The sequence below is a fragment of the Qipengyuania sp. SS22 genome, assembly GCF_025736935.1.
GTDB lineage: Bacteria > Pseudomonadota > Alphaproteobacteria > Sphingomonadales > Sphingomonadaceae > Qipengyuania.
In genome coordinates, this window is sequence record NZ_CP107048.1 from 870,565 (window position 1) to 894,325 (window position 23,761).

Here is a 23,761-nt window from a genome sequence, read left to right on the forward strand (position 1 = left end):
AGGTAAGGGGCGGCATGGAAACGTATCGATTGCAGCCCCATCCGGGGCATCCGCCGCGCGCGGTTTCCGGGGTCGAAGCCCGCGTCATCGGGCGCGATAAGAACTGGCTGCGCCTGCGCTGGCGGGTCGAGGGCAGCGGCGCGTTGGTGGTGCCCAAATTCGCGGGCAAGGGGCGCGCGGACGGCCTGTGGCAGACCACCTGTTTCGAGCTGTTCCTGCGCCCCGATGGCGACACCGCCTATTGCGAATTCAACCTCTCGCCATCCGAACGCTGGAACGCCTACGACTTCGCCGCGCGCCGCGAAGGGATGGCGCAGCGCCCCATGACGCGCGAACCGGTATGCACCATGCGCATGGGTAGCAGTTTCGCGATCTTCGATGCCGCCTTGCCAGCTGCGGGTTTGCCGGACACAGATTGCCCGATGGGTCTCACCTGTGTGATCGAGGAAGCCGGGGGGCGCAAAAGCTTCTGGGCGCTGGAACACGGCGGCGAACAGCCGGATTTCCACGATCCGGCTTGCTTCACCGCGCGGCTTGCGGCACCGAGCGGCGCATGAAATTCGGCATCGATCGTCTCATCACCGAAGAGGGGTTGCGCGCTCCGCTCGAAGGACAACGCGTGGCGCTGGTCGCGCATCCGGCTTCGGTTACCGCCAGCCTCGACCATTCGCTCGACGCGCTGATCGGCCGCGGTATCAGCGTCTCGTCCGCCTTCGGGCCGCAGCACGGGCTGAAGGGCGACAAGCAGGACAATATGGTCGAGACCGCCGACGAGACCGATCCGCAATACGGCATCCCGATCTTCAGCCTCTATGGCGAAGTGCGGCGCCCGACGGGGCAGATGATGTCGACGGCCGACGTATTCCTGTTCGACCTCCAGGACCTTGGCTGCCGCATCTACACCTTCGTCACCACGCTGCTCTACCTGCTGGAAGAGGCGGCCAAGGCGGGCAAGAGCGTGTGGGTGCTCGACCGGCCCAATCCCGCGGGCGGGCCGGTGGAAGGCACATTGTTGCAACCCGGCCAGGAGAGCTTCGTCGGCGCGGGCCCGATGGTCATGCGCCACGGCCTCACCATGGGCGAAATGGCGCGCTGGTTCGTCGCGCATTACAAGCTCGACGTCGATCTCCAGGTGATCGAGATGAGCGATTGGAAGCCGGGCAAGGCCCCCGGTTACGGCTGGTCCGACGAACGCGTGTGGATCAATCCCAGCCCCAATGCCGCCAGCCTCAACATGGCGCGTGCCTATGCGGGCACGGTGATGCTCGAAGGGACCACGCTGAGCGAGGGCAGGGGGACCACCCGCCCGCTCGAAGTGCTGTTCGGCGCGCCCGATGTCGACGCCAAGGCAGTGCTCGCCGAAATGCACGAACTCGCGCCCGTATGGATGCGCGGCTGCGCAATCCGCGAATGCTGGTTCGAACCGACCTTCCACAAACATGTCGGCACGCTGTGCAACGGCCTGATGATCCATGCCGAAGGCAAGTTCTACGATCATTACGCGTTCCAGCCATGGCGCCTGCAGGCGCTGGCGTTCAAGGCGATCCGCAAGCTCTACCCCGACTATCCGCTGTGGCGCGATTTCCCCTATGAATACGAGCTCGACCGGCTGGCGATCGACGTCATCAACGGCGGCCCGGCCTTGCGCGAGTGGGTCGACGACAGCGAAGCCGTGCCCGACGATCTCGACGAACTGGCCGGCGCAGACGAAACTGCCTGGCGCGAAACCATTGCGCCGCACCTGATCTACAGCTGATGGCCGACACGGTCGACGCGCTCGCTCGCAAGGCGGCCGCGCTGTATCGCTCGGCGCGCTATGACGATGCGCGCGAAGCCTACCGCGACCTGCTCGCACTTCATCCGAATCGAGCCGATGACTGGGTGAATTTCGGCCTGTTGCTCAAGCGGCAAGGTGCCTTTCGCGAAGCGCTCGCCGCCTATGACAACGCCTTGCAACACCAGGTAACCGGGCCCGAAGAGGTCCATCTCAATCGTGCGGTCGTTCTCGCCGATGACCTCGCTGATCCCGCCTCAGCGCATGCGGCGCTCGAAGCGGCGCTCGCGATCCGGCCCCACTATGTCCCGGCCTTGCTCAATCTCGGCAATCTTCACGAGGACGCGGGTGACCGCGATCGGGCGCGTACGGTTTACGCACGGGCGCTGGAGCTCGAACCCGGAAGCGCGCTTGCGCTGATGCGTCTTGCCGAAGTGACCGTGTTCGATGACCCCGGACACCCGCTTATCGAGCGGCTCCGTGGCGCAATCGCCCGCATCGATCTTGGTCCGCTGGAGCGGGCCGACCTGGGGTACGCGCTGGGGCGTGCGCTTGATCAGTGCGCGCGTTACGACGAGGCGTTCGCCGCCTATCGCACCGCCAATCAAGGCAGCCGGGCGCTCGCGGCGAATCCCTACGATCCACAAGGGGCGCAGGCCTTCATCGACCGTTTGATAGCGGCCTTTCCCGACGCGGCGGAGAAGGAAGCGGGAGCGGACCTGGCGCCCGTTTTCATCTGCGGCATGTTCCGTTCGGGTTCGACGCTAGTGGAGCGCGTTCTGGCCTCACACAGCCGAGTGATCGCGGGCGGCGAATTGCCGTTACTGCCGCATATCGTGCGCGAGCAGTTGCAGCCCTATCCCGAATCGCTGGTTGGCCGTGATGCTGCTTTCTACGCCAGCTTGCGGCAGCGCTATCTGAAGGGTCTGGACGAGATGGAATTGCCCATCGCTGGTCTGACCGACAAGCGACCCGACAATTTCCTCCATGTCGGCCTGATCAAACGCATTTTCCCCAATGCCAGGATCGTGCTCACCCGGCGCAATCCGCTCGACAATTGCCTGTCGATCTACTTCGCGCATCTCGATCCAACGCTCACCTATGCCGCCTCGCTCGAAAGCGCTGCGCATTGGTATGAGCAATATGAGAGGCTGGCCGACCATTGGATGGGGCTCTACCCCGATGACATCCATATCGCGGATTACGATGCGATAGTCGCCGATCCCGAGGCCGAGATCGCCGGACTTCTCTCGTTCCTCGATCTGGAGTGGGAGGATGCCTGCCTGACGCCCCACCGGGGCACCGACCAGGTCCGCACCGCAAGCGCGTGGCAGGTGCGCGAACCGCTCTACACGAGATCGTGCAACCGCTGGCGAAACTATGCAGCCCATCTCGAAAGTCTGGTTGCCACTTTCGGAGAGCCGGGCCGCGCTTGACGTTCGTGTCCCACTGGGTGACAGTTGTTCACCTGATCAACGTGGGACTGACTATGCCGGTGATGCAGCCTCCGAGGATGTCCCCCGCACAAGCCGATATCCGGCTGGCTCGGGACCAGTATGATTTTCCCGCGCTCATCGCCAAGGGCGATCATCATTATACCCGCGGCGAACTGCGTGCCGCGGGATCGTTCTACGGAATGGCGGTTTCGGTTGCCCAGAGCGGGCGTCCGGCGGACGGGCGGGAAGCGGCGCGCGCGGCGCAGGCAATGCAGGAAATACAGCAGCAATTCGTCCGGCATCTCGTCGGTTCGCTGGCCGAGGCCGGACATAAGCAGCAGGACTGGCACCCGCGCTTCGCAAATTCGTTGGCGATGATGGTAGGCGCAGCCGAGCGCGCGCCTGACCAACGGTCCTATCCGTCGATGCCGAACGTCTATTACTACCCCGGCCTGCCGCACGTCGAATTCGCCGATACGCATCAGTTCGAATGGCGCGAGGCGGTCGAAGAGCGCACCGAGGACATTGCCGAGGAAGCGCGCGAACTGCTGGCCGGATCGGGCACGTTCAAGCCCTATGTCGAGGCCGAGGCCGACCGGCCGCAGGGGGATATGCATGGGATGCTCGGCAATGACGATTGGAGTTCGCTCGATCTGATCGAAAAGGGCGAGCCGGTTGCCGAGCATATCGCCCATGCCCCCGTGGCCTACCGGACGATCACCCAGGAAGTGCCTGTTTGCACGATCCCCAATCGCGCACCCACGCTGCTGCTCTCGCTGCTCAAGGCGGGCAAGAGAATCCCACCACATCACGGCATGCTCAACCCGCGCTATATCTGCCACCTGCCGTTGATCGTCCCCGGCAATGGCGCCTTGCGTCTGGGGTCGCAAAAGCGCGAATGGCGGAAGGGGGAACTCATCGCTTTCGACGATACGATCGAGCATGAGGCGTGGAATAACTCGGGCGAAGACCGGCTTGTACTGCTGTTCGATGTCTGGCGTCCCGAACTCGAGCCCATCGAACACGCGCAGATTGCTGCACTGTTTGCCGCCGTGGATAGCGCGGGCTAAGCCGAAAAGTCCCCAACCGTCTGTTCGATTTTCGACCAATGGTCTTGACGAAGTACGCCAAGAAAGGGAGCTTGGCCCAAAGTGACGGGCATACCCGCGCTTCGGGAGAGGTTTGAATGGCGACTGCGGCAGTACGGCAAACGGGCGGATCGGTCAGGGTGACCCTATGGATCCTGCTGGTTGTCTATATTTTCAATTTCATCGACCGGCAGATCGTCAATATCCTTGCCGAGCCGATCCGTATCGAGCTGGGGTTGAGCGATACCCAGATCGGCTTGATGACGGGTCTGGCCTTCGCCTTGTTCTATACTGTCCTCGGCTTGCCGATCGCGCGCTTTTCGGACCGCTCCACGACCAATCGGCCGTGGCTGATCGGCGGCGCGCTGGCGATCTGGTCGGCGATGACCGCGCTCTGCGGCCTGGCGCAGAACTTCGTCCAGCTCCTGCTTGCGCGGATCGGCGTGGGGGTGGGGGAAGCCGGCTGCACCCCGCCCGCGCATTCGCTGATCGCGGATATGGTGGAACCCGCCAAACGCTCCTCCGCGCTTGCCTTCTACGCGCTCGGCATTCCCATAGGCACATTGCTGGGGATGCTGATCGGCGGGCTGCTGGCCGATTCGGTGGGCTGGCGGAATGCCTTCCTGATCGTGGGCCTGCCGGGGCTGGCGCTCGCAATGATTGTCATCATGTTTTTGAAAGACCCGCGCCGCACCGGCATGATGCAGGGCGGCGCGCAGCAATCGACCGAACAGATGCCGATGAAAACCGCGCTCAAGGCGATGTTCAGCTCGCGCGCATTCGTCCTGCTGGTGGCGGCAGGGTCGGCGGCAGCCTTCCTCGCCTATGGCAAGGTGACCTGGATCACGATCTTCTTCCAGCGCACCCACGGGCTGACCCCGGGTGAAACCGGACTGTGGTTCGGCCTGGTCAATGGCGGAGCGGGGATCGCCGGAACGGTTTTGGGCGGCTATATCGCCGATCGCTGGGGTTCCAAGAACCGCCGCCACGTGCTCACGGCACCGGCGGTGGGGATGGTCATCACCATTCCCTTCGCGTTGTTTGCTTTCATGAGCGACAACTGGCTGGTGGCGTTGTTCCTGCTGATCGTGCCCACAGTCTGCAATTCGCTCTATTACGGCCCGACCTATTCGAGCGTGCAGGGACTGGTGCCGCTGCGCGCCCGCGCGATTGCAGCTGCCGTCCTGCTGTTCTTCCAGAACCTCATCGGGCTGGGCCTCGGGCCGCTGTTTTTCGGGATGATGTCCGACCTGCTGCAACCCGCCTATGGCGAAGAGAGCGTCCGCTACGTGCTCTACGGCGCGACGTTCCTCGGGCTGCTGCCGGCGTTCTTCTTCTGGCGCTGTTCGCTACGCCTCAACGAGGAACTCGATCAGAAGGACTAGATGGGCCGGGCCGCCTGGCCCGGTACCGCCGAGAACAAACGACCCCGGGCGTAAGCAACGCCCGGGGTTTTCTCAGGCCCCGGTCTTGCGGCTCAATTCGCGCATCGCGTCGTCGAGCCCGTCGAGCGTCAGCGGATACATGCGGTCGTTGACCAGCTGCTTCATCACCTTGGTCGACTGCGAATAGGACCACTGCTTTTCGGGCACGGGGTTGAGCCAGACGGTCGCGGGATAGGTATTGGTCACCCGCTGCATCCAGGTCGCCCCGGCTTCCTCGTTCATATGCTCGACGCTGCCGCCCGGATGGGTGATCTCGTAGGGGCTCATCGCGGCATCGCCAACGAACACGATCTTGTAATCGTGCCCGTATTTGTGGAGCACGTCCCAGGTCTTGGTGCGTTCCTGCCAGCGGCGGCGGTTGTCCTTCCACACGCCTTCATACAGGCAGTTGTGGAAGTAGAAGAATTCGAGGTTCTTGAACTCCGCGGTCGCCGCGCTGAACAGTTCCTCGGTGACCTTGATGAAGGGGTCCATCGAGCCACCGACATCGAGGAACAGCAGCAGCTTGACCGCATTGTGTCGCTCGGGCCGCATACGGATATCGAGCCAGCCCTGCTTGGCCGTACCATCGATCGTCGCATCGAGGTCGAGCTCGTCGGCAGCGCCTTCGCGCGCAAACCGGCGTAGACGGCGCAGCGCCATCTTGATGTTGCGCGTGCCCAGTTCCTTGGTGTTGTCCAGATTCTTGAACTCGCGCTTGTCCCACACCTTCACTGCGCGCTTGTGCTTGCTTTCGCCGCCAATCCGGACGCCTTCGGGATTGTAGCCCGAATTGCCGAACGGCGAGGTGCCCCCGGTGCCGATCCACTTGTTACCGCCCTGGTGACGCTTTTCCTGTTCCTCGAGCCGCTTCTTCAGCGTCTCCATGATCTCGTCCCAGTCCCCCAGGCTCTTGATCTTTTCCATCTCCTCTTCGGAGAGGAATTTCTCGGCCACCGACTTCAGCCAGTCCTCCGGAATCTCGACCGGGTTCTGGCCGTAATCGGTCAGTATGCCCTTGAAGACTTTCTGGAATACCTGGTCGAACCGGTCGAGCAGGCCTTCGTCTTTCACGAAGGTCGCCCGGCTGAGGTAATAGAACGCCTCGGGAGACTGTTCGATCACGTCACGGTCGAGCGCCTCGATCAGCGTGAGGTGTTCCTTGAAGCTTGCGGAAATGCCCGCAGAGCGAAGCTCGTCGACGAAATTGAAGAACATGGGTGGGAGCCTAGCGCGTGCCTTTGCGCCGCACCAGTTACTTATCGCGCGTATTTTTTAACTGCCCACTAACCAACCCGGCGTAAGCTACGCAGAACACGACCAAAAAGGGGGTCACACAGGCAATGGAACTCAGCGCGATCGATGCCAGGGGGGCGTCGGCTCTGGACCAGATACCGGCAGCTTGCGGCAAAGTAACCGTGGGCTGTTCGGACGTGGCGGGGATTGTCCAGGGCGTTATCGATTCCTTTGGTCATCTGCGCAGCGAATATGTCGAGCTGCAGGGCACGGTCACCGCGCTCGATGAAGACCAGCGCAAGGTCCTGGAGGCAAGCGACGAAGCCCGGCTGCTGTCCGAACGCGCGATCGAGCGGCTGAACGACGGGTCGATGCTGATCAGCAATTCGCTGAACGAAATCGGCAACCTCCTGAGCCTCGTCGAAACGCTGTCGCAGCACGTCACCGGTTTCGCTGCGGCGATGGACCAGGTGCGCCGGTCGAGCCAGGAAATCGACCAGATTGCCGAGACCACCAATATTCTCGCGCTCAATGCCACGATCGAGGCGATGCGTGCGGGCGAACAGGGCCGCACCTTTGCGGTCGTCGCCAATGAGGTGAAGACGCTCGCCAGCGAAACACGCAAGGCGACCGAGGAAATCGGCCGCACCATCGACACGCTCGGCAATGAAGCCGAGCAGGTGATCGAGAAGATCGAAAGCGGCGCCGAGGCAAGCGTCCATGCCAAGGATTCGGTCGGCTCGATCGAGGACACAATGCGCAGCGTGACCGAGCTGTTGACCGAGGTCGACGGCCAGCAGGATCTGATTGCGCGCAATACCGCCAAGATTTCGGACCATGTCCACCGCGTGCAGGACGTGCTCGGCGATTTCGACGGGGCTGTAAGCGATAACGAGAACAAGCTCGCGACCGCGCATGATCGCATGGAAGGGCTCGAACTGATCGCCAGCGACATGTTCGACAAGCTGGTCAAGGCCGGCCTCTCCCCGCAGGACAGCGTCATGGTCGAGAAGGCGCAGGGTCACGCCGCACAGGTCGTCGCTGCGGCGGAAGCCGCGATTGCCGCGGGCGAGCTCACGATGGAGCAATTGTTCGACCGCGACTACCGTGAGGTACCGGGCACCAACCCGCAGCTATACCGCACCGGGTTGAGCGATTGGGCCGATGCCAATTGGCGCCCGATCAACGACGATGTCAGCAGCGAAGGCCGCCCGGTGATCATGTGTTCGCAATCGGACACCAACGGGTTCCTCCCTACGCATGTCAGCGAACATTCGCGCCCGCCGACCGGCGATCTGGCGCACGATACGCAGCACTGCCGCAACGGCCGGATAATGCTCTACGCGATCGACAAGACCGCCAAGACGCAGACCGAGCCCTATATGATGGCGGTCTATCGCCAGGAAGGCGACGGGCGTAACTACCTCGTGGTGCGCAATGTCTATGTGCCGCTGGTCATCAACGGCCGCCGCTGGGGCGATTTCGAACTGGCCTACAGCCTGGATTGATCCGCAGGCGGATAACGAAAAAGGGCGCGAACCGGATGTGGTTCGCGCCCCTTTTCGTTGTTCTTTTAAAGGAAGAGCGTCAGCTCTGCCTGCGTGCCATGAAGGCGAGGCGTTCGAACATCATCACGTCCTGCTCGTTCTTGAGCAATGCGCCGTGCAGCGGCGGGATCGCGGCATTGGGATTGGCATCCTGCAGCACGTCGATCGGCATGTCCTCGTTGAGCAGCAGCTTGAGCCAGTCGAGCAGTTCGCTGGTCGATGGCTTCTTCTTGAGGCCCGGCACGTCGCGGATTTCGTAGAAGATTTCCATCGCCTTGGTGACGAGGGTCTTCTGGATACCGGGGAAGTGCACCTCGATGATCTCGCGCATCGTCTCGGTGTCGGGGAACTTGATGTAGTGGAAGAAGCAGCGGCGCAGGAACGCGTCGGGCAGTTCCTTCTCGTTGTTCGAGGTGATGACCACGATCGGGCGTTCCTTCGCCTCGATCCGCTCATGCGTTTCGTAGACGTCGAAGCTCATGCGATCGAGTTCCTGCAACAGATCGTTGGGAAACTCGATATCGGCCTTGTCGATCTCGTCGATCAGCAGCACGGGCAACTGTTCGGCGGTGAACGCCTCCCACAATTTGCCGCGCCGGATATAGTTCGAGATGTCGTGGACGCGCTCGTCGCCCAGCTGGCCGTCGCGCAGGCGGGCGACCGCGTCGTATTCGTAGAGACCCTGCTGCGCCTTGGTGGTCGACTTGACGTTCCACTCGATCAGCGGCGCGTCGAGCGCCTTGGAAATCTCGTGCGCCAGAACCGTCTTGCCCGTGCCCGGTTCGCCCTTGACCAGCAGCGGACGCCGCAGCGTCACCGCTGCGTTGACCGCGACCTTCAGGTCCTCGGTGGCGATATAGGCTTGCGTGCCTTCAAAACGGGTCGGTTCTGTCATCGGTTTTCCCTTGCAACTTTACGTTAGCGTTAGGGACCGGGCACCGCTCGTGCAAGGGGGCGTTATGGCTTCAGACGCGAGGAAGAATTCATGCCAACCGAAAAGATCACTATTGCCACCGATGCCGGCCACGAACTGACGGGCTCGCTCGAACTGCCCACCGGGCTGGTACGCGGGGCTGCGCTGTTCGCGCATTGCTTCACCTGCACCAAGCAGAGCCGCGCGGCGGTCAGCGTGGCGCGGGCGCTTGCACACGAAGGTATCGCCTGTCTGCGCTTCGACTTCACCGGACTGGGCGGGAGTGATGGCGAATTCGGCCGCGCCGGCTTCGCCACCGATGTCGCCGATCTGGTCGCGGCGGCGGAAGAGCTGCTGGTACGTTTCGCGCAGCCGATTCTGCTGGTCGGGCACAGCCTTGGCGGTGCGGCGGTGCTGGCGGCGGCGGATGACCTGGGCTTCGACAAGGTCGCCGCGATCGCCACTATCGGCGCGCCCAGCGATGTACCGCATGTGCTCCAGCGGATCGATGGCGATCTCGAGGCGATCCGCAAGGAAGGCGAGGGCGAGGTCACGATCGGTGGCCGCGATTTCGCGCTCAGCCGCGATTTTCTCGAGCGGGTCGAGAATATCGACCTGCTCGAAGAGGTCGGGCGGCTCAAACGCCCGCTGCTGTTCCTCCATTCCCCCACCGATGCGATCGTCGGGATCGAGAACGCCAGTGCGCTGTTCGGCGCAGCCAAACATCCCAAGAGCTTCGTCAGCTTGGAAGGCGCGGACCACCTGCTGCTCGACGAGGCCGATGCGCGCTTTGCCGCCGGCATGATCGCTTCATGGGCGAGCCGCTACCTCCCGCTGCGCAACGACTGGCCGATGCCCGACAAGGGCGTGGTGGTGAAGACCGGCCATGGCAAGTTCGGCACCGAGGTTCATACCAAGACCCATCGCTTCATCGCCGACGAGCCCAAGAGCTATGGCGGCGACGACAGTGGGCCGACGCCTTACGATCTGCTCAATGCCGCGCTGGGCACCTGCACCGCGATGACGATGAAGATGTATGCCGATGGCAAGGGCTGGCCGCTCGAAGGGGCGACGGTCGAGGTAACGCATGAACGCAAGCATCAGGACGAGTGCGACCATGTCGAGGCGATGCAGGAGGGGCGGCCGATGCAGGCGCTGATCCGCCATATCGAACTGTATGGCGATAAGCTCACCGACGACCAGCGGAGCCGGATCATCGCCATCGCCGACAAGTGCCCGGTGCATCGGACACTCGAAAGCGATCTCCACGTGCATACCACGGGGAGTTAGGCGGGGCAGTCGTCCTGCTGCGCGGCGTAGGATGCGTGGGTGATACGGTATCCCGTGCGACCATCGCGCGGCGGCACGGTTTCGCGCCACGGGGTGGCTTCGCCGTTCAGTACCGCTGCCAGATCAGCCCGGCCGACGCAGGTATCGAACACGTCCCCATGCCGCAGCCCGCCTTCGGCTACCGCGGCCGAGGTGTCCACCATACTCAATCCCGGTAGGTCCGGACCGAGGTGGCAATTGCCGTCGCGGCCCAGGCTGCGCTCCGCATAATCAACTGAATAGCTACAATCCGAGCTGCCGAGCCGGCTGTATCCGTGGAGCGAACGTGAGGTTCGCAGCGCGAGGTCCTCCTGTGAGGAATAGATCGTCACCGAGCGGCCGCCCTTCAGCAGCTCGGTGATCGAACCATTATCGCGCAGGACCTGGTGACGGTCGATATCGGGCGACACGAGGATCAGCCGGTGGACATGCGCGGCCTTGTCGGGCTTGGCGAGGTTGAGCCGCCGGATCGCCCCGACCAGCGCGCGCCCGCCCATGCTGTGCGCCACCAGCGTGATATTGTCGCTTTTCTCGACCAAGGTCAGCAGTAATTGGTCGATATAGCCCTGCGACCAAGCGATGCTCGAGGCATCGTAGAGATAGCTGAGATAGCGTTTGCGAGAGGGCCACACCACCGACACGGTCGGGACCGAATAGGCATTGAGGTTGCGCAGGGTGACCGTGCGGTCGAGCGCATCGTCGAAATCGCTGCGGTAGCCGTGGATGTAGAGCAATAGGCGGCCCTCGTTCCCGGGCTGCTCTATCTGGTCGGTCAGTGCCGCCAGCCATTGATCTTCGGCCAGCAGCTTGGCGCGGTGTGCGTCCCAAGGTTCTTCGCCTTGGCCGGTCGGTGCGACGAAGCCGTAGGACAGCTCGTCCGAACGGAAGATGGCGAAATCGAGCGAATCCTTGCGGCAGTCCGCCATGTTGCTGGCCATGAAGAAGACATCGTTTGGCGCGACATCATCCGGCGCGCCGAACTGGCCCCGGCAATCGCTCGCCAGCAGCGACAGGCTGGGCGAGGGGAGGCTGCACGCGCCGAGCACGCCGGCTGCCGCGGTCAGCAATCCCAAGCTGAGCTTGTTCATCGGCTGTCTCCCGCGGCGCAAGGGGACACTACAACCCAACCGCTATCGATCAAAGGCCTGCGGCAAAGCCGTCAGGCGTCGATCATCTCGCGGTCCATATCGCCGGCGTTGTTCTGGATGAAGTTGAAACGGTGTTCGGGGTTGCGGCCCATCAGCTGGTCGACCAGTTCCTTGACCTTCGCGCGGTCCTCGAACTCGGGGGGGAGCGTGATCCGGATGAGGCTGCGCGTGGCCGGGTTCATCGTGGTCTCGCGCAGCTGCGCGGGGTTCATCTCGCCCAGGCCCTTGAAGCGTCCGACATCGACCTTCTTACCCTTGAACACGGTGGCTTCCAGCTCGGCGCGATGCGCGTCGTCGCGGGCATAGCGGCTCTCCTTGCCCGCGGTCAGGCGGTAGAGCGGCGGCTGCGCGAGGTAGAGATGCCCGCCGCGCACCACCTCGGTCATCTCCTGGAAGAAGAACGTCATCAGCAGCGTCGCGATATGCGCGCCGTCGACATCGGCATCGGTCATGATGATGATGCGGTCGTAGCGCAGGTTTTCCGGGTCGCAATCCTTGCGCGTGCCGCAGCCCATCGCGAGCGTAAGGTCGGCGATCTCGCTATTCGCGCGAATCTTGTCGGCGGTTGCACTGGCGACATTGAGGATCTTGCCGCGGATCGGCAGGATCGCCTGGCTCTTGCGCGCGCGCGCCTGCTTGGCGCTGCCACCTGCCGAATCGCCTTCGACAATGAACAGTTCGGTCTCCGCCTCGCCTTCGCCCGAGCAATCGGTGAGCTTGCCCGGCAAGCGCAGCTTCTTGGCATTGGTCGCGGTCTTGCGCTTGATCTCGCGTTCCTGCTTCCTACGCAGGCGCTCGTCCATCCGCTCCATCACTTGGCCTAGCAGTGCCTTGCCGCGGTCCATATTGTCGGCGAGGAAATGGTCGAAATGGTCGCGCACCGCGTTCTCGACGAGCCGCGCGGCTTCGGGCGAGGTCAGCCGGTCCTTGGTCTGCGACTGGAACTGCGGATCGCGGATGAAGACGCTGAGCATGACCTCCGCGCCGACCATGACATCGTCGGCGGTCAGCTCCTTGGCCTTCTTCACCCCCGTCAGTTCGGCGAAGGCGCGCAGCCCCTTGGTCAGCGCGGCGCGCAGGCCCTGTTCGTGCGTGCCGCCATCGGGCGTGGGCACGGTGTTGCAATACCAGCTGGTCGAGCCGTCCGAATAGAGCGGCCAGGCAATCGCCCATTCGACGCGGCCCGCCTCATCGGGAAAGTCCTGGCTGCCGGCAAAGGGTTCGGCGGTGACGCATTCGCGCGACCCGATCTGCTCGGCCAGATGATCGGCGAGACCGCCGGGGAATTTGAACACCGCTTCGGCGGGGACGTCATCGCTCGCGAGGCTGTCCGCGCATTTCCAGCGGATTTCGACTCCCGCGAAGAGATAGGCTTTCGACCGCGCCAGCTTGAACAGGCGCTTGGGGCTGAACTGGCGGTCGCCGAAAATCTCGATGTCGGGGACGAAGCTGACCGTCGTGCCGCGGCGATTGGGCGTCGGCCCGAGTTGTTCGAGCGGCCCGAGCGTCTGCCCCTTGGCAAAACTCTGCGCGAACAGCTGCTTGTCGCGCGCCACTTCGACCCGCGTATCGCTCGACAGCGCGTTCACCACCGAAATGCCGACGCCGTGCAGGCCCCCGCTGGTGGCGTAGGCCTTGCCCGAGAACTTGCCGCCCGAATGCAGCGTGGACAGGATCACTTCGAGCGTCGACTTGCCCGGAAACTTGGGATGCTCGTCCACCGGCATGCCGCGCCCATTGTCGGCGATGGTGATGCGATTGCCTTCCTCGAGCCGCACCTCGATCCGCGTTGCATGGCCCGCGACCGCCTCGTCCATCGAGTTGTCGAGCACTTCGGCAACAAGATGATGGAGCGCGCGGTCGTCGGTCCCGCCGATATACATGCCGGGGCGGCGCCGCACCGGCTCGAGGCCTTCGAGGACCTCGATCGAGGAAGCGTCATAGTCGCCGCTGGAGGTCGGCGTGTTTTCGAACAGATCGTCGGACATGCACCCGCTATATCGTGCGGTTTCGCGCCGCTACAAGCGCGCCGGCAAGGTTATCCGCCCCGCTCAGAAGCGGCTCGGGGCATTCTCCACCACGACAACCGCGCCATCGCGCACCTCGCGCACCTCGAATGCGCGTTCGACCAGCCCGCTGCGGTCGAAGCGGAAGGCCCCGTCGAGGCCGAGGAAGCCGTCTTCGCTGCGCAATGCGCCGGCGGGGAAATCGCGCCCCGGACGCCAGTCGCGCGCCACGCGCAGGGTCAGCAGTACCGCGTCGTAACCCAGCGTCGCAATGCGATAGGGCTGGCTGCCGAAGCGCGCTTCATAGCTGTCGGTAAAGCGCTTGTAGCGATCGTCCGACACAGCGGAGAACCACGCGCCCGACAGTGCCGATGCCCGCGTGACCGAACCTTCGCCGCTCCACAATTCGGTGCCCAGCAGCCGGGTGGTCATGCCGCCGCCCGGGTTGAGCACGCCAGCGGCCTGTGCCGCCAGTCGCGCGCCATCGGCAACGAGCACGGTGTCATAGCCGCCATGCGCTTTCAGCCGTTCCGCCGCGCTGACGATCGAGGTGTTGCCGCGGGCGAAGCGTTCGGTCCACACGACCGCACCGCCATAGGCCGCCACCGCGCGCCGCACCGCGTCTTCGGCGCGCGCGCCATATTCCCCGTCGGGGGCGATGATGGCGAAATTCTGCGCGCCCTGGGTGCGGGCATACTGGACCGTGCGCGTGATCGATTGTTCGGGGATATGACCCATGATGAACACATCGGGGCCGGCGGCGCCGGTGTCGTTCGAGAAGGAAATTACCGGCACATCCGCCGCACGCGCCGGGGCGGTGACCGAGGGGATGTTCGATCCGAGCAACGGGCCGAGGATCAGCTTGTTGCCTTCCGCGATCGCCTGCCGCGCCGCGGCTTCGGGGCCCTTGGCCGTGTCATAGGTGGTGATGCGCAGATTGCCGGCATTGGTGTCGAGCAGTGCCATGGTCGTGGCATTGGCGATCGACTGGCCGACCGGGCCGTTGCGGCCCGACATCGGGACCAGCAGCGCGATCCGGTGCCGCGTCTCGTCGGTCGGCAGGCTCTGTGTTGGTTCGGCCGAAGGCGTCGGTGTCACCGGCCCAGCGCGTTCGGGGGCCTTGGGGATGACCGAGCAGGCCCCCAGCAGGGCTGCCAGCCCGAGGGTTACCATTGCCCGACGGTCGAAAGTCCAGCGCTTCATCTTGCCGCGTCCCTCAATATTGGTTCATGGGGGAAGGGTGACTGATGCGACCCCTTCCGAAGAGTCCCTTACACCGGGGCTCTATATCGTCGCCACCCCGATCGGCAACCTTGGGGATATCACGCTGCGCGCGGCCGATGTGTTGCGCCGCTGCGACGGGATCGCCTGCGAGGATACGCGGGTCACCGGCAAGCTGCTCAAGCATCTCGGCATCTCCAAGCCGATGTGGCGCTACGACGATCACAGCGAGCATCGCGACCGTACCCGGTTGGTCGAGTCCATGCACGATCGGGCAGTGGCGCTGGTCAGCGATGCGGGCACCCCGATGGTCTCCGACCCCGGCTATCGGCTGGTCAACGATTGCCGGGCAGAGGGCATTCCCGTCACCGCGCTGCCCGGGGCCTGCGCGGCGGTGACCGGGCTGGCGCTGTCGGGCCTGCCCAATGACCGTTTCCTGTTTGCCGGCTTCCTGCCCAGCAAGGACAAGGCGCGCCGCGAAACGCTCGAGGAACTGGCCGGGGTCGATAGCACGCTGATATTCTACGAAACCGCACCGCGACTGGCCAAATCGCTGGCGGCGATCGAGGAGGCTCTCCCCGAACGCGAAGTGGCGGTGGCGCGCGAATTGACCAAGCTGCACGAAGAAATGCGCCGCGGCCTGCCCGCGGGCGTGCGGGCCTATTTCGATGCCAATCCCCCACGCGGCGAAATCGTTCTGCTGGTTGGCCCGCCGCCCGAAAGCGTTGCGAGCGAGGAAGAGGCGGAGATCATGCTGGTCGCCGCTCTGCGCACGATGAAGGCCTCGCAGGCTGCGGGGCAGGTCGCCAAGGCCACCGGGATGGACCGCAAGGCGCTATATGCGCGGGCCATGGCGCTGCGCTCTGCATGACCCGCCAGCTGGCCGAGAAAAGCGGCCGCGAGGGCGAAACACGCGCAGCAGTGTGGTTGCGCGCCAAGGGCTGGCAAGTGCTCGACCGGCGGGTCAAGACACCCGCGGGCGAGATCGACCTGATCGCGAAGCGGGGCGGAGTGGTCGCCTTCGTCGAAGTGAAATGGCGCCGCAAACGCGCCGATCTCGACCATGCAATAGACGAATATCGGCTTTCGCGTGTCGCTGCGGCGGTCGAAGCGGTAGCGCATCGCTATGCCGAAAATGGCGAGGATATCCGCATCGACGTGATCCTGCTTGCACCGGGCAGCTTCCCTCGCCACATCCCCAATGCCTGGCAGCCGTAACCTTCGCTTCTTCCCGCTGCTCGCCTGACTACGAGGAATAGGAATGACCCTACGCGTCGCCGTCCAGATGGACCCGCTCGAGAATATCAATATTGCGGGCGACAGCTCCTTCGCGCTGATGTTGTCGGCGCAGGCGCGCGGGTTCGAGGTGTGGCATTACGATGTCGCGACGCTCGCCTATGAAAGCGACGGCACCCCGCATGGCCGCATCACCGCGCATGCAGCGCCGGTCACGGTCCAGCGGGTCGAGGGCGACCATTTCCACGCCGGGGATCGCCGCCGGATCGATCTGGCGCGCGATATCGATGTGGTGCTGATGCGGCAGGATCCGCCCTTCCACCTTGGCTATATCAGTTCTGCCCTGCTGCTCGACCGGCTCAAGGGCACCACGCTGGTGGCCAATGATCCGCGCGAAGTGGTCAATGCGCCCGAAAAGATGTTTGTCCTCGATTACGCGCAATACATGCCGCCGACACTGGTCGCGCGGCATCTCGACGATCTGCGCGAATTCCAGAAGCAGCACGGCTCGGTCGTCGTCAAACCGCTGCACGGAAATGGCGGCAAGGCGATTTTCCGGATCGACGAAAAAGGGACCAACCTGTCCGCGCTGTCGGAAGTGTTCGACCAGACCTGGCCCGAACCGCATATGGTCCAGCCCTTCCTCCCCGAAGTGAGCGAGGGGGACAAGCGCATCGTCTTGGTCGATGGTGAATTTACCGGGGCGATCAATCGCTTCCCGGGCGAAGGTGAGTTCCGTTCGAACCTCGCGCAGGGCGGCCATGCCGAAGCCACCACGCTGACCGAGCGCGAAGAGGAAATCTGCGCCGCGATGGGTCCGGAGCTGAAACGCCGCGGGCTGGTGTTCGTCGGTATCGACGTGATCGGCGGCAAGTGGCTGACCGAAATCAACGTGACCTCGCCGACGGGCATCGTCGCGATCGACAAGTTCAACGGAACCGACACCGCCGGGCTGATCTGGGATGCGATCAAGCGCCGCCACGCGGAACTCTAGGACCGGATCGCCGGGCCGCTGGTTAGGGTCCCATGCACGAACTCATTATCCGCGCGATCGAGCAAGGCGGCCTGATCGGTATTTTCCTGCTGATGGCGCTGGAAAACATCTTTCCGCCGATCCCGTCCGAAGTGATCATGGGGCTGGGCGGAGTCGCGGTTTCGCGCGGCACAATCGACTTCTGGCCGCTGATGATCGTCGGCACGATCGGTTCGACGGCGGGTAATTGCGTCTGGTATTGGCTGGGTGATCACTGGGGCCGGACCCGGCTCGAACCATTCGTCGATCGCTGGGCGCGGTGGCTGACGATGGAATGGGAAGACGTCCAGCGCGCGCAGGGGTTCTTCCAGCGGCACGGCCCCTGGGTCGTGTTCGTATTCCGCTTCACCCCCGTCTTTCGCACCATGATCTCGCTCCCCGCAGGGCTGGCGCACATGGGGCTATGGCGGTTCCTCGGCTTCACCTTCGCCGGAGCGTTCATCTGGAACCTGTTGCTGGTCGAAAGCGGCCGACGCTTGGCGGTGTGGCTCGCCGAATCGCAGGAGGTCCTTGGCTGGATTACGCTTGGCTTGCTGGGGCTGACGCTGGCCGGCTATTTGTGGCGGGTCGTCACCTGGAAACCGCGCGCCGAACGTTAGTCCCGCTCGCGCGGATGCGCGTTGCGATAGGTTTCGAGCAAGCTGGCCGCATCGACCTTGGTATAGATCTGCGTCGAGCCGAGGCTGGCATGGCCAAGCAATTCCTGCAGGCTGCGCAGATCGGCACCCGCGCCCAGCAAATGCGTGGCGAAGCTGTGCCGCAGCGCATGCGGTGTCGCGCTGTCGGGTAGGCCCATTGCCTTGCGTGCCCGCGCGGTGGTGCGCTGGACTACGCCCTGCGCAAGCGGTCCACCCTTGGCGCCGCGAAACAGCGGCTCGGGCGCGGGCAGGGGCCAGGGACAGCGCTTGGCATAATCCGCCACCGCTTCGCGGACGATGGGGAGGAGGGGAACGACCCGCTGCTTGCCGCCCTTGCCGGTCACGGTCAGCCGTTCGCCTAGCGGCAGCGCGGATGCGGTCAGCGACAGCGCCTCGGCAATCCGCATACCCGCGCCATAGAGCAGCAGCAGCACCGCGCGGTCGCGGGCGCCGATCCAGTCGTCGCTCGCAAGCGATTCCACCGTATCCGCCAGTCCCATGGCATCATCGGGAGTGACCGGGCGCGGGAGACCTTTCTTGATCCGCGGCCCGCGCAGGCGCGGGGGATCGGATATGGCGTGCCCCGCCTGCGTCCGCGCAAAGGCGATGAACCCCTTGAGCGCGGAGAGTTCGCGCGCGGTCGAGGCGTTCGACAGGCCGTCGGTGCGGCGTGACGCCAGATGGCTGCGCAGCGTGGCGGTCGTTACCTCGGCAACATCGTCCCACGCCGCCATGTCCAGTCCGGTAAGCAGCCGCTCGGCCGCCTTGCCATAGGCGCGGACCGTATGGGGCGAACGCCGGAGCCCGAGCGCCAGATGATCATGCCACGCTTCGAGCAGTTCCGCCCGGCTCATGAGGCGACGAGGTCGGCCTGGACCAGCTCGCCCAGCAGCGCGTCGAGCAGCGGCATCCCCTGCGGTGTGACGCCGATCCATGTCCCATCGGTACGGACCAGACCGAGGTCGCGGTAAAGCGCAAGCTTGGCAGGGTCGATTAAAGCGGCAGTCGGGACATTGAAGCGGCGGGCAAGGGCGGCCAGATCGACCCCCTCGGCCAGACGCAGACCCATCAGCAGCGCCTCGCTCACCTGTTCGCTCCGGCCGAGCGGGCGTGCTTCGGCGATCCCGTGACCCGCCTCGGCCACCGCGGCAATATAGTTCTCGGGCTTGCGGTGCCGGGTCGTGGCCACATCGCCGCGTCGTCCATGTGCGCCCGGGCCGATCCCGATATAGTCCTGGTAGCGCCAGTAGGTGAGATTGTGCCGACTTTCCTCGCCGGGGCGAGCATGGTTGCTGATCTCGTAGGCGGGTAGGCCAGCGGCCACGGTCATGTCGCGGGTCAGCGCGAAAAGGTCGGCGGCATTGTCATCGTCGAGCGGCTCGAACATCCCGCGGCGGACATCGGTGGCGAAACGCGTCGCGGGTTCGATGGTCAGCTGGTAAAGCGACATGTGATCGGTGCCGAGCGCCAGTGCCTCGCCCAGCTCGGTCTGCCAATCCGCCGCGCTCTGGCCGGGCCGGGCATAGATCAGGTCGAGCGACACGCGCTGAAAGTGGCTCTGTGCCAGCTCGAGCGCCTTCAGGGCCTCCTCGACCCCGTGCATCCGACCGAGAAAACGCAACGCTTCATCGCGCAGACTTTGCACGCCGAGCGACACGCGGTTGACCCCGACCATCGCCAGATCGGCGAATTTCGCGGCTTCGACGCTGCTCGGATTGGCTTCCAGCGTGATCTCGATCGCCGGATCGAAACCCCACAGCCGCTCCGCCTCCAATAGCAGGTCCGCCACCAGCGAGGGCGGCATCAGAGACGGAGTTCCCCCGCCAAAAAAGACACTTGCAAGCGGTTCCTGAGGCCCGGCTTCAGCAAATTCGTGCCGCATATCCGCCAGCAGCGCCGATTTCCATTCCGCCATATCGGCGGTTTTGCGGACGTGGCTGTTGAAATCGCAATAGGGGCATTTGGCGATGCAATAGGGCCAATGGATGTAGAGTGCGCGGGCCAAAAGTGCCTTCAATCATTCTTAACTATATCGGCTGAAGAGCCGGACCCATGAATGGGCCGAAGAACTGGATCGCGCCGTTGATAGGCGCGGTAGCTATACTCTCTGCCACGGGGACTGCCGTGGCCGCAAGCGGATCGTCGCCGTGGCGTTCCTCGGCCAAGACCGTACCCGCATCGCGTTCGATCCACGGTCGCGGCACTTCCGACGTTCATCTGGCCGCGCGCATCTTGCGCACGCATAATGACGAGCGCCTGCGTCTGCGTCTCAAGCCGCTCAAGTGGAACACCCATCTCGAACGCGAGGCGCAGGACTGGGCGCGTCACCTTTCGCGCACGGGCATGCTCCAGCACGCCAGCCAGAAGGGCCGCAACCAGACGGGCGAGAACCTCTGGATGGGCACCGCTGGACATTGGCCGGTCGAAACGATGGTCGGCATGTTCATCGAAGAGAAGAAGCATTACCGCCACGCACACTTCCCCGACATCTCGAAAACGGGGAACTGGGCCGACGTCGGGCATTACTCGCAGGTGGTCTGGCGCGACACGCAGGAAGTGGGCTGCGCGGTTGCCACCGCAGCAGGCAATGACGTGCTGGTCTGCCGCTATTGGCCCGCCGGGAATGTCTGGGGCCAGAAAGCCTACTGAACTTCTAGCCGAACTGTTCGGCGACCAGCTTGGAAAACGCATCGGCCCGGTGGCTGATCGCGTGTTTTTCCGCCGGATCGATTTCGGCGAAGGTCTGTTCGCTGCCTTGCGGGACGAACACCGGGTCATAACCGAAACCCAGTTTACCGCGTGGGGGCCAGGTGAGGGCACCCGCCGCGATGCCTTCATAGACCGCGTGTTCGCCATCGGGCCATGCCAGCGCCAGCACACAGTGGAACGCACAGGACCGGTCCACATCCTTGCCCCGTTCCTGCAACAGCCCTTCGACCTTGCCCATCGCCATGTACCAGTCGCGGCCCGGATCGCCTTCGAACCACTGTCGTTCGGCCCAGTCGGCGGTGTACACGCCCGGCCGCCCGTCGAGTGCATCGACCGACAGACCGCTATCGTCAGCCAGCGCGACGATGCCCGACGCCTCCGCCGCAGCCCGCGCCTTGATCAGCGCATTCTGGACAAAGGTGGTCCCCGTTTCGGCCGGTTCGGGGAGCCCCAGCGAACCGGCCGAGATGCATTTCATTCCATGCGGCTCGAGCAGGGCGGAAATCTCTTTGAGCTTGCCCGCATTATGCGTGGCAATCACGAGCGAGCCCGAACCGAGCCGACGGGTCATTTGCGGGTGGCCTCGTCCTGCGCCTTGAAGATCTGCGCGCAGCCCATCTGGGCGAGCCGCAGCAGGCGAAGGAACGCTTCCTCGTCATACGGTGCGCCTTCGGCAGTGGCCTGCGCCTCGGCGATCTTGCCGCCTTCGATCAGGACGAAATTGGCATCGGCATCGGCATTGCTGTCCTCGGGATAGTCGAGGTCGAGCACGGGCGTGCCCTTGTAGACCCCGCAGGAAACCGCCGCCACTTTCGCAGTGATCGGGTCCTGCGTGATGTCGCCCGACTTGAGCAGCGCGTCGACTGCGAGACGAAGCGCCACCCAAGCCCCCGAAATCGCGGCCGTGCGCGTGCCGCCATCGGCCTGGATCACATCGCAGTCGAGCGTGATCTGCCGCTCGCCCAGCTTCTTGTGATCGACCACCGCACGCAAGCTTCGCCCGATAAGTCGCTGGATTTCCTGCGTTCGCCCGCTCTGCTTGCCCTTGGCGGCCTCGCGCTGGCCACGGGTGTGCGTGGCGCGCGGGAGCATCGAATATTCGCCGGTGACCCAGCCTTCGCCCTTGCCGCGCAGCCACGGCGGGATGCGTTCTTCGACGCTGGCGGTGCACAGCACGCGGGTTTCGCCGAAGCTGATCAGGCAGCTGCCTTCGGCGTGCTTGGTGTAACCTGTTTCGATAGTGATGGCGCGCATTTCATCGGACGCCCGGCCGGAAGGTCGCATGGGGTTCTCCATTGCAGTCGAATCTCGCGAGTGCCTGTGGCGCAAGCCCCTTGAGGCCGCAAGGGGAGTGGTTAGATAGGGAGGATGAATTCCCCGCCGCTCAACGATCTGTCCGACCGCGCCCGCGAGATCTTCCGCCTCGTGGTGGAAGGCTATCTCGACAGTGGCTCGCCGGTGGGATCGAAGGCGCTGGCGGGCGGCGGGCAGGTCAATCTTTCCCCCGCTTCGATCCGCAACGTGCTGGCCGATCTTGAGGCACGCGGGCTGCTGGCGGCGCCGCATACCAGCGCGGGTCGGATGCCGACCGATACCGGCTTGCGGCTGTTCGTCGATGCGATGATGCAGGTGGCCGAACCGACGCGCGAGGAACGCGACGCGATCGAGCAGAGGCTGGGCGAACCCGGACCGATCGAACGCGCGCTCGAGGAAACCAGCGCGCTGCTGTCCGACCTTTCGGGAGCGGCGGGCATGGTCATGGTCCCGACGCGCGAACCCCGCCTCGCGCAAGTGTCGCTGACCGCACTCGATACGCACCGCGTGCTGGCAGTGCTGGTCGGGGAAGATGGCCAGATAGAAAACCGCATCATCACGCTCCCCGCAGAAGCGCTCGGTACCTCGCTCGAACAAGCCAGCAATTACCTCACCGCACGCAGTTCCGGTCGCACCCTGGCCGAAGCGGCCGGCACGGTCGAAGCGGAGATCGCCAGCGGGAAGTCCGCGCTCGATGAGGCCAGCAGCGATCTGGTGCGGCGCGGGCTCGCGACATGGAGCGAGGATGCGGCCAAGCGCCCGGTCATGATCGTCCGCGGGCAGGCCAACCTGCTTGACGAAGCCGCACTGGGCGATATCGAACGCGTGCGGTCGCTGCTCGACGATCTCGAAAGCAAGCAGTCGGTCGCCAGCCTGCTCGAGCGTGCCCGCCGCGCCGAAGCCATGCGGATATTCATTGGCGCGGAGAACCGGCTGTTCTCGCTCTCGGGTTCGTCGGTCATCGCCTCGCCCTATCGCGATCGCGAGGGCAGGGTGGTCGGCGTACTGGGGGTGATCGGCCCGACTCGGTTGAATTACGCGCGGGTCGTCCCCATGGTTGATTTCACCGCCCGATCCTTGGGCAAACGCATAGGCTGACAGGGTTATTACGTGACCGACGAAAACAAGAACGAACCGCAGGCGCAAGCGGTCGACGAAGAAGTAGCGCGCGAGATGGAAGGCGTCCCCGAGCACCTGCGCGGCGATGGCGACGACGATAGCGACGAAAGCTCGCTCGACGACGCGCTTGGCAAGCTCAAGGGCGATCTCGAAACCGCAATGCAGGACGTGCTCTACGCGCGCGCAGAGACGCAGAACGTGCGTCGCCGCCTGGAAAAGGACGTGCAGGACGCGCGCAATTACGCCGCGACCAATTTCGCGCGCGATATCCTCAGCGTCGCGGACAATCTGGCGCGCGCACTCGACCATGTGCCCGACGAATTGCGTGAGCACGAAAAGGCCAAGAACTTCATTTCGGGCATCGAAGCCACCCAGCGCGAGCTGGAGAAGGTGTTCGCCGGCAATGGCATCACGCGCATTGCCGCCAAGGGCATGCCGCTCGATCCCAACCAGCACCAGGCGATGATGGAAGTCCCCAGCGACGAAGTCGAACCGGGCACCATCGTGCAGGAAATGCAGGCCGGCTACATGATCAAGGACCGCCTGTTGCGCCCGGCCATGGTCGGCGTGGCGAAAAAGCCGGACTGATC

23 protein-coding genes are annotated in these 23,761 nt (G+C 64.3%); 14 read left to right on the forward strand and 9 right to left on the reverse strand.

The annotated features are described in order from the left end of the window. The first annotated feature begins 14 nt into the window (after positions 1–14). From N6L26_RS04275 to N6L26_RS04295, 5 genes are all read left to right on the forward strand, one after another. On the forward strand, positions 15–557 hold the full coding sequence (locus tag N6L26_RS04275; protein ID WP_263606796.1) for a DOMON-like domain-containing protein: 543 nt from the start codon (positions 15–17) through the stop codon (positions 555–557). Beyond that, entirely contained in the window at positions 554–1,756 is a 1,203-nt protein-coding gene (locus tag N6L26_RS04280) for a DUF1343 domain-containing protein (RefSeq protein ID WP_263606797.1), read from the forward strand. Before N6L26_RS04275 ends, N6L26_RS04280 begins: the two co-directional genes overlap by 4 nt. Beyond that, positions 1,756–3,210 (forward strand): tetratricopeptide repeat-containing sulfotransferase family protein, encoded by a 1,455-nt coding sequence (locus N6L26_RS04285; RefSeq protein WP_263606798.1) that lies wholly within the window; start codon positions 1,756–1,758, stop codon positions 3,208–3,210. The genes N6L26_RS04280 and N6L26_RS04285 overlap by 1 nt, the downstream gene beginning before the upstream one ends. Before the next feature lie 77 nt (positions 3,211–3,287). Next, complete coding sequence (locus N6L26_RS04290) at positions 3,288–4,280, forward strand: aspartyl/asparaginyl beta-hydroxylase domain-containing protein (RefSeq protein WP_263606799.1); 993 nt, start codon at positions 3,288–3,290, stop codon at positions 4,278–4,280. Positions 4,281–4,396: 116 nt separating this feature from the next. Continuing rightward, on the forward strand, positions 4,397–5,683 hold the full coding sequence (locus N6L26_RS04295) for a spinster family MFS transporter (protein ID WP_263606800.1): 1,287 nt from the start codon (positions 4,397–4,399) through the stop codon (positions 5,681–5,683). 72 nt (positions 5,684–5,755) lie between these two features. Here N6L26_RS04295 and N6L26_RS04300 read toward each other — a convergent pair whose 3' ends face one another. Beyond that, positions 5,756–6,940, reverse strand: a complete 1,185-nt coding sequence (locus tag N6L26_RS04300) for a vWA domain-containing protein (RefSeq protein WP_263606801.1) — start codon at positions 6,938–6,940, stop codon at positions 5,756–5,758. A gap of 125 nt (positions 6,941–7,065) precedes the next feature. Here N6L26_RS04300 and N6L26_RS04305 point away from each other — a divergent pair, with 125 nt between their 5' ends. Next, a complete protein-coding gene (locus N6L26_RS04305) occupies positions 7,066–8,466 on the forward strand; it encodes a methyl-accepting chemotaxis protein (RefSeq protein WP_263606802.1) in 1,401 nt (466 codons plus the stop codon). A 79-nt stretch (positions 8,467–8,545) separates the two neighbouring features. Here N6L26_RS04305 and N6L26_RS04310 read toward each other — a convergent pair whose 3' ends face one another. Further along, a complete protein-coding gene (locus N6L26_RS04310; protein ID WP_263606803.1) occupies positions 8,546–9,400 on the reverse strand; it encodes an AAA family ATPase in 855 nt (284 codons plus the stop codon). A gap of 90 nt (positions 9,401–9,490) precedes the next feature. On the opposite strand from N6L26_RS04310, the gene N6L26_RS04315 reads away from it, so the two are divergent. Further along, the gene (locus N6L26_RS04315; protein ID WP_263606804.1) at positions 9,491–10,708 is read left to right on the forward strand and encodes a bifunctional alpha/beta hydrolase/OsmC family protein; all 1,218 of its coding nucleotides are present in this window, start codon (positions 9,491–9,493) and stop codon (positions 10,706–10,708) included. On the opposite strand, the gene N6L26_RS04320 is transcribed toward N6L26_RS04315, so the two are convergent. The 3 genes from N6L26_RS04320 to N6L26_RS04330 form a co-directional block, all read right to left on the reverse strand. Further along, positions 10,705–11,835: an alpha/beta hydrolase gene (locus N6L26_RS04320; RefSeq protein WP_263606805.1), complete on the reverse strand. Its 1,131-nt coding sequence runs from the start codon at positions 11,833–11,835 to the stop codon at positions 10,705–10,707. The genes N6L26_RS04315 and N6L26_RS04320 overlap by 4 nt on opposite strands. A gap of 71 nt (positions 11,836–11,906) precedes the next feature. Continuing rightward, positions 11,907–13,883, reverse strand: coding sequence for a DNA topoisomerase IV subunit B (gene parE / locus N6L26_RS04325; protein WP_263606806.1), 1,977 nt, complete (start codon positions 13,881–13,883; stop codon positions 11,907–11,909). Between the two features lie 63 nt (positions 13,884–13,946). Beyond that, positions 13,947–15,104 (reverse strand): penicillin-binding protein activator, encoded by a 1,158-nt coding sequence (locus tag N6L26_RS04330; RefSeq protein WP_263606807.1) that lies wholly within the window; start codon positions 15,102–15,104, stop codon positions 13,947–13,949. A 37-nt stretch (positions 15,105–15,141) separates the two neighbouring features. Here N6L26_RS04330 and rsmI point away from each other — a divergent pair, with 37 nt between their 5' ends. From rsmI to N6L26_RS04350, 4 genes are read left to right on the forward strand one after another with little or no spacing between them, the layout of a single operon-like run. Then, complete coding sequence (gene rsmI, locus N6L26_RS04335) at positions 15,142–15,993, forward strand: 16S rRNA (cytidine(1402)-2'-O)-methyltransferase (RefSeq protein ID WP_263606808.1); 852 nt, start codon at positions 15,142–15,144, stop codon at positions 15,991–15,993. After that, the gene (locus N6L26_RS04340; protein ID WP_263606809.1) at positions 15,990–16,340 is read left to right on the forward strand and encodes a YraN family protein; all 351 of its coding nucleotides are present in this window, start codon (positions 15,990–15,992) and stop codon (positions 16,338–16,340) included. The genes rsmI and N6L26_RS04340 overlap by 4 nt, the downstream gene beginning before the upstream one ends. A gap of 43 nt (positions 16,341–16,383) precedes the next feature. Beyond that, positions 16,384–17,352, forward strand: coding sequence for a glutathione synthase (gshB, locus tag N6L26_RS04345; protein ID WP_263606810.1), 969 nt, complete (start codon positions 16,384–16,386; stop codon positions 17,350–17,352). Positions 17,353–17,384: 32 nt separating this feature from the next. Further along, complete coding sequence (locus tag N6L26_RS04350) at positions 17,385–17,990, forward strand: DedA family protein (protein ID WP_263606811.1); 606 nt, start codon at positions 17,385–17,387, stop codon at positions 17,988–17,990. On the opposite strand, the gene N6L26_RS04355 is transcribed toward N6L26_RS04350, so the two are convergent. Both N6L26_RS04355 and hemW read right to left on the reverse strand, forming a co-directional pair. Then, on the reverse strand, positions 17,987–18,883 hold the full coding sequence (locus tag N6L26_RS04355; RefSeq protein WP_263606812.1) for a tyrosine recombinase XerC: 897 nt from the start codon (positions 18,881–18,883) through the stop codon (positions 17,987–17,989). The genes N6L26_RS04350 and N6L26_RS04355 overlap by 4 nt on opposite strands. Then, positions 18,880–20,034 (reverse strand): radical SAM family heme chaperone HemW, encoded by a 1,155-nt coding sequence (gene hemW / locus N6L26_RS04360; protein WP_263606813.1) that lies wholly within the window; start codon positions 20,032–20,034, stop codon positions 18,880–18,882. Before hemW ends, N6L26_RS04355 begins: the two co-directional genes overlap by 4 nt. Before the next feature lie 47 nt (positions 20,035–20,081). Between hemW and N6L26_RS04365 the strand changes: the two genes are divergently transcribed. Then, complete coding sequence (locus N6L26_RS04365; protein ID WP_263606814.1) at positions 20,082–20,678, forward strand: CAP domain-containing protein; 597 nt, start codon at positions 20,082–20,084, stop codon at positions 20,676–20,678. A gap of 4 nt (positions 20,679–20,682) precedes the next feature. On the opposite strand, the gene rdgB is transcribed toward N6L26_RS04365, so the two are convergent. Then, positions 20,683–21,309 carry an RdgB/HAM1 family non-canonical purine NTP pyrophosphatase gene (rdgB, locus tag N6L26_RS04370; RefSeq protein WP_263606815.1) on the reverse strand — a complete coding sequence of 209 codons (627 nt, stop codon included), beginning with the start codon at positions 21,307–21,309 and terminating at the stop codon, positions 20,683–20,685. Next, a complete protein-coding gene (gene rph, locus N6L26_RS04375; protein ID WP_263606816.1) occupies positions 21,306–22,022 on the reverse strand; it encodes a ribonuclease PH in 717 nt (238 codons plus the stop codon). Before rph ends, rdgB begins: the two co-directional genes overlap by 4 nt. An 84-nt stretch (positions 22,023–22,106) precedes the next feature. Here rph and hrcA point away from each other — a divergent pair, with 84 nt between their 5' ends. Beyond that, complete coding sequence (hrcA, locus tag N6L26_RS04380) at positions 22,107–23,150, forward strand: heat-inducible transcriptional repressor HrcA (protein ID WP_263606817.1); 1,044 nt, start codon at positions 22,107–22,109, stop codon at positions 23,148–23,150. 12 nt (positions 23,151–23,162) lie between these two features. Beyond that, the gene (grpE, locus tag N6L26_RS04385) at positions 23,163–23,759 is read left to right on the forward strand and encodes a nucleotide exchange factor GrpE (RefSeq protein WP_263606818.1); all 597 of its coding nucleotides are present in this window, start codon (positions 23,163–23,165) and stop codon (positions 23,757–23,759) included. The last annotated feature ends 2 nt before the right edge of the window (positions 23,760–23,761 follow it).

Coding starts and splice junctions, on each gene's coding strand:
- rph (WP_263606816.1), bottom strand. CDS start 22,022: ATGCGACCTTCCGGCCGGGCGTCCGATGAAATGCGCGCCATCACTATC.
- N6L26_RS04275 (WP_263606796.1), top strand. CDS start 15: ATGGAAACGTATCGATTGCAGCCCCATCCGGGGCATCCGCCGCGCGCG.
- N6L26_RS04320 (WP_263606805.1), bottom strand. CDS start 11,835: ATGAACAAGCTCAGCTTGGGATTGCTGACCGCGGCAGCCGGCGTGCTC.
- N6L26_RS04340 (WP_263606809.1), top strand. CDS start 15,990: ATGACCCGCCAGCTGGCCGAGAAAAGCGGCCGCGAGGGCGAAACACGC.
- N6L26_RS04290 (WP_263606799.1), top strand. CDS start 3,288: ATGTCCCCCGCACAAGCCGATATCCGGCTGGCTCGGGACCAGTATGAT.
- N6L26_RS04295 (WP_263606800.1), top strand. CDS start 4,397: ATGGCGACTGCGGCAGTACGGCAAACGGGCGGATCGGTCAGGGTGACC.
- rdgB (WP_263606815.1), bottom strand. CDS start 21,309: ATGACCCGTCGGCTCGGTTCGGGCTCGCTCGTGATTGCCACGCATAAT.
- N6L26_RS04305 (WP_263606802.1), top strand. CDS start 7,066: ATGGAACTCAGCGCGATCGATGCCAGGGGGGCGTCGGCTCTGGACCAG.
- N6L26_RS04285 (WP_263606798.1), top strand. CDS start 1,756: ATGGCCGACACGGTCGACGCGCTCGCTCGCAAGGCGGCCGCGCTGTAT.
- N6L26_RS04315 (WP_263606804.1), top strand. CDS start 9,491: ATGCCAACCGAAAAGATCACTATTGCCACCGATGCCGGCCACGAACTG.
- parE (WP_263606806.1), bottom strand. CDS start 13,883: ATGTCCGACGATCTGTTCGAAAACACGCCGACCTCCAGCGGCGACTAT.
- N6L26_RS04365 (WP_263606814.1), top strand. CDS start 20,082: ATGAATGGGCCGAAGAACTGGATCGCGCCGTTGATAGGCGCGGTAGCT.
- gshB (WP_263606810.1), top strand. CDS start 16,384: ATGACCCTACGCGTCGCCGTCCAGATGGACCCGCTCGAGAATATCAAT.
- N6L26_RS04350 (WP_263606811.1), top strand. CDS start 17,385: ATGCACGAACTCATTATCCGCGCGATCGAGCAAGGCGGCCTGATCGGT.
- N6L26_RS04280 (WP_263606797.1), top strand. CDS start 554: ATGAAATTCGGCATCGATCGTCTCATCACCGAAGAGGGGTTGCGCGCT.
- hrcA (WP_263606817.1), top strand. CDS start 22,107: ATGAATTCCCCGCCGCTCAACGATCTGTCCGACCGCGCCCGCGAGATC.
- N6L26_RS04310 (WP_263606803.1), bottom strand. CDS start 9,400: ATGACAGAACCGACCCGTTTTGAAGGCACGCAAGCCTATATCGCCACC.
- N6L26_RS04330 (WP_263606807.1), bottom strand. CDS start 15,104: ATGAAGCGCTGGACTTTCGACCGTCGGGCAATGGTAACCCTCGGGCTG.
- N6L26_RS04300 (WP_263606801.1), bottom strand. CDS start 6,940: ATGTTCTTCAATTTCGTCGACGAGCTTCGCTCTGCGGGCATTTCCGCA.
- N6L26_RS04355 (WP_263606812.1), bottom strand. CDS start 18,883: ATGAGCCGGGCGGAACTGCTCGAAGCGTGGCATGATCATCTGGCGCTC.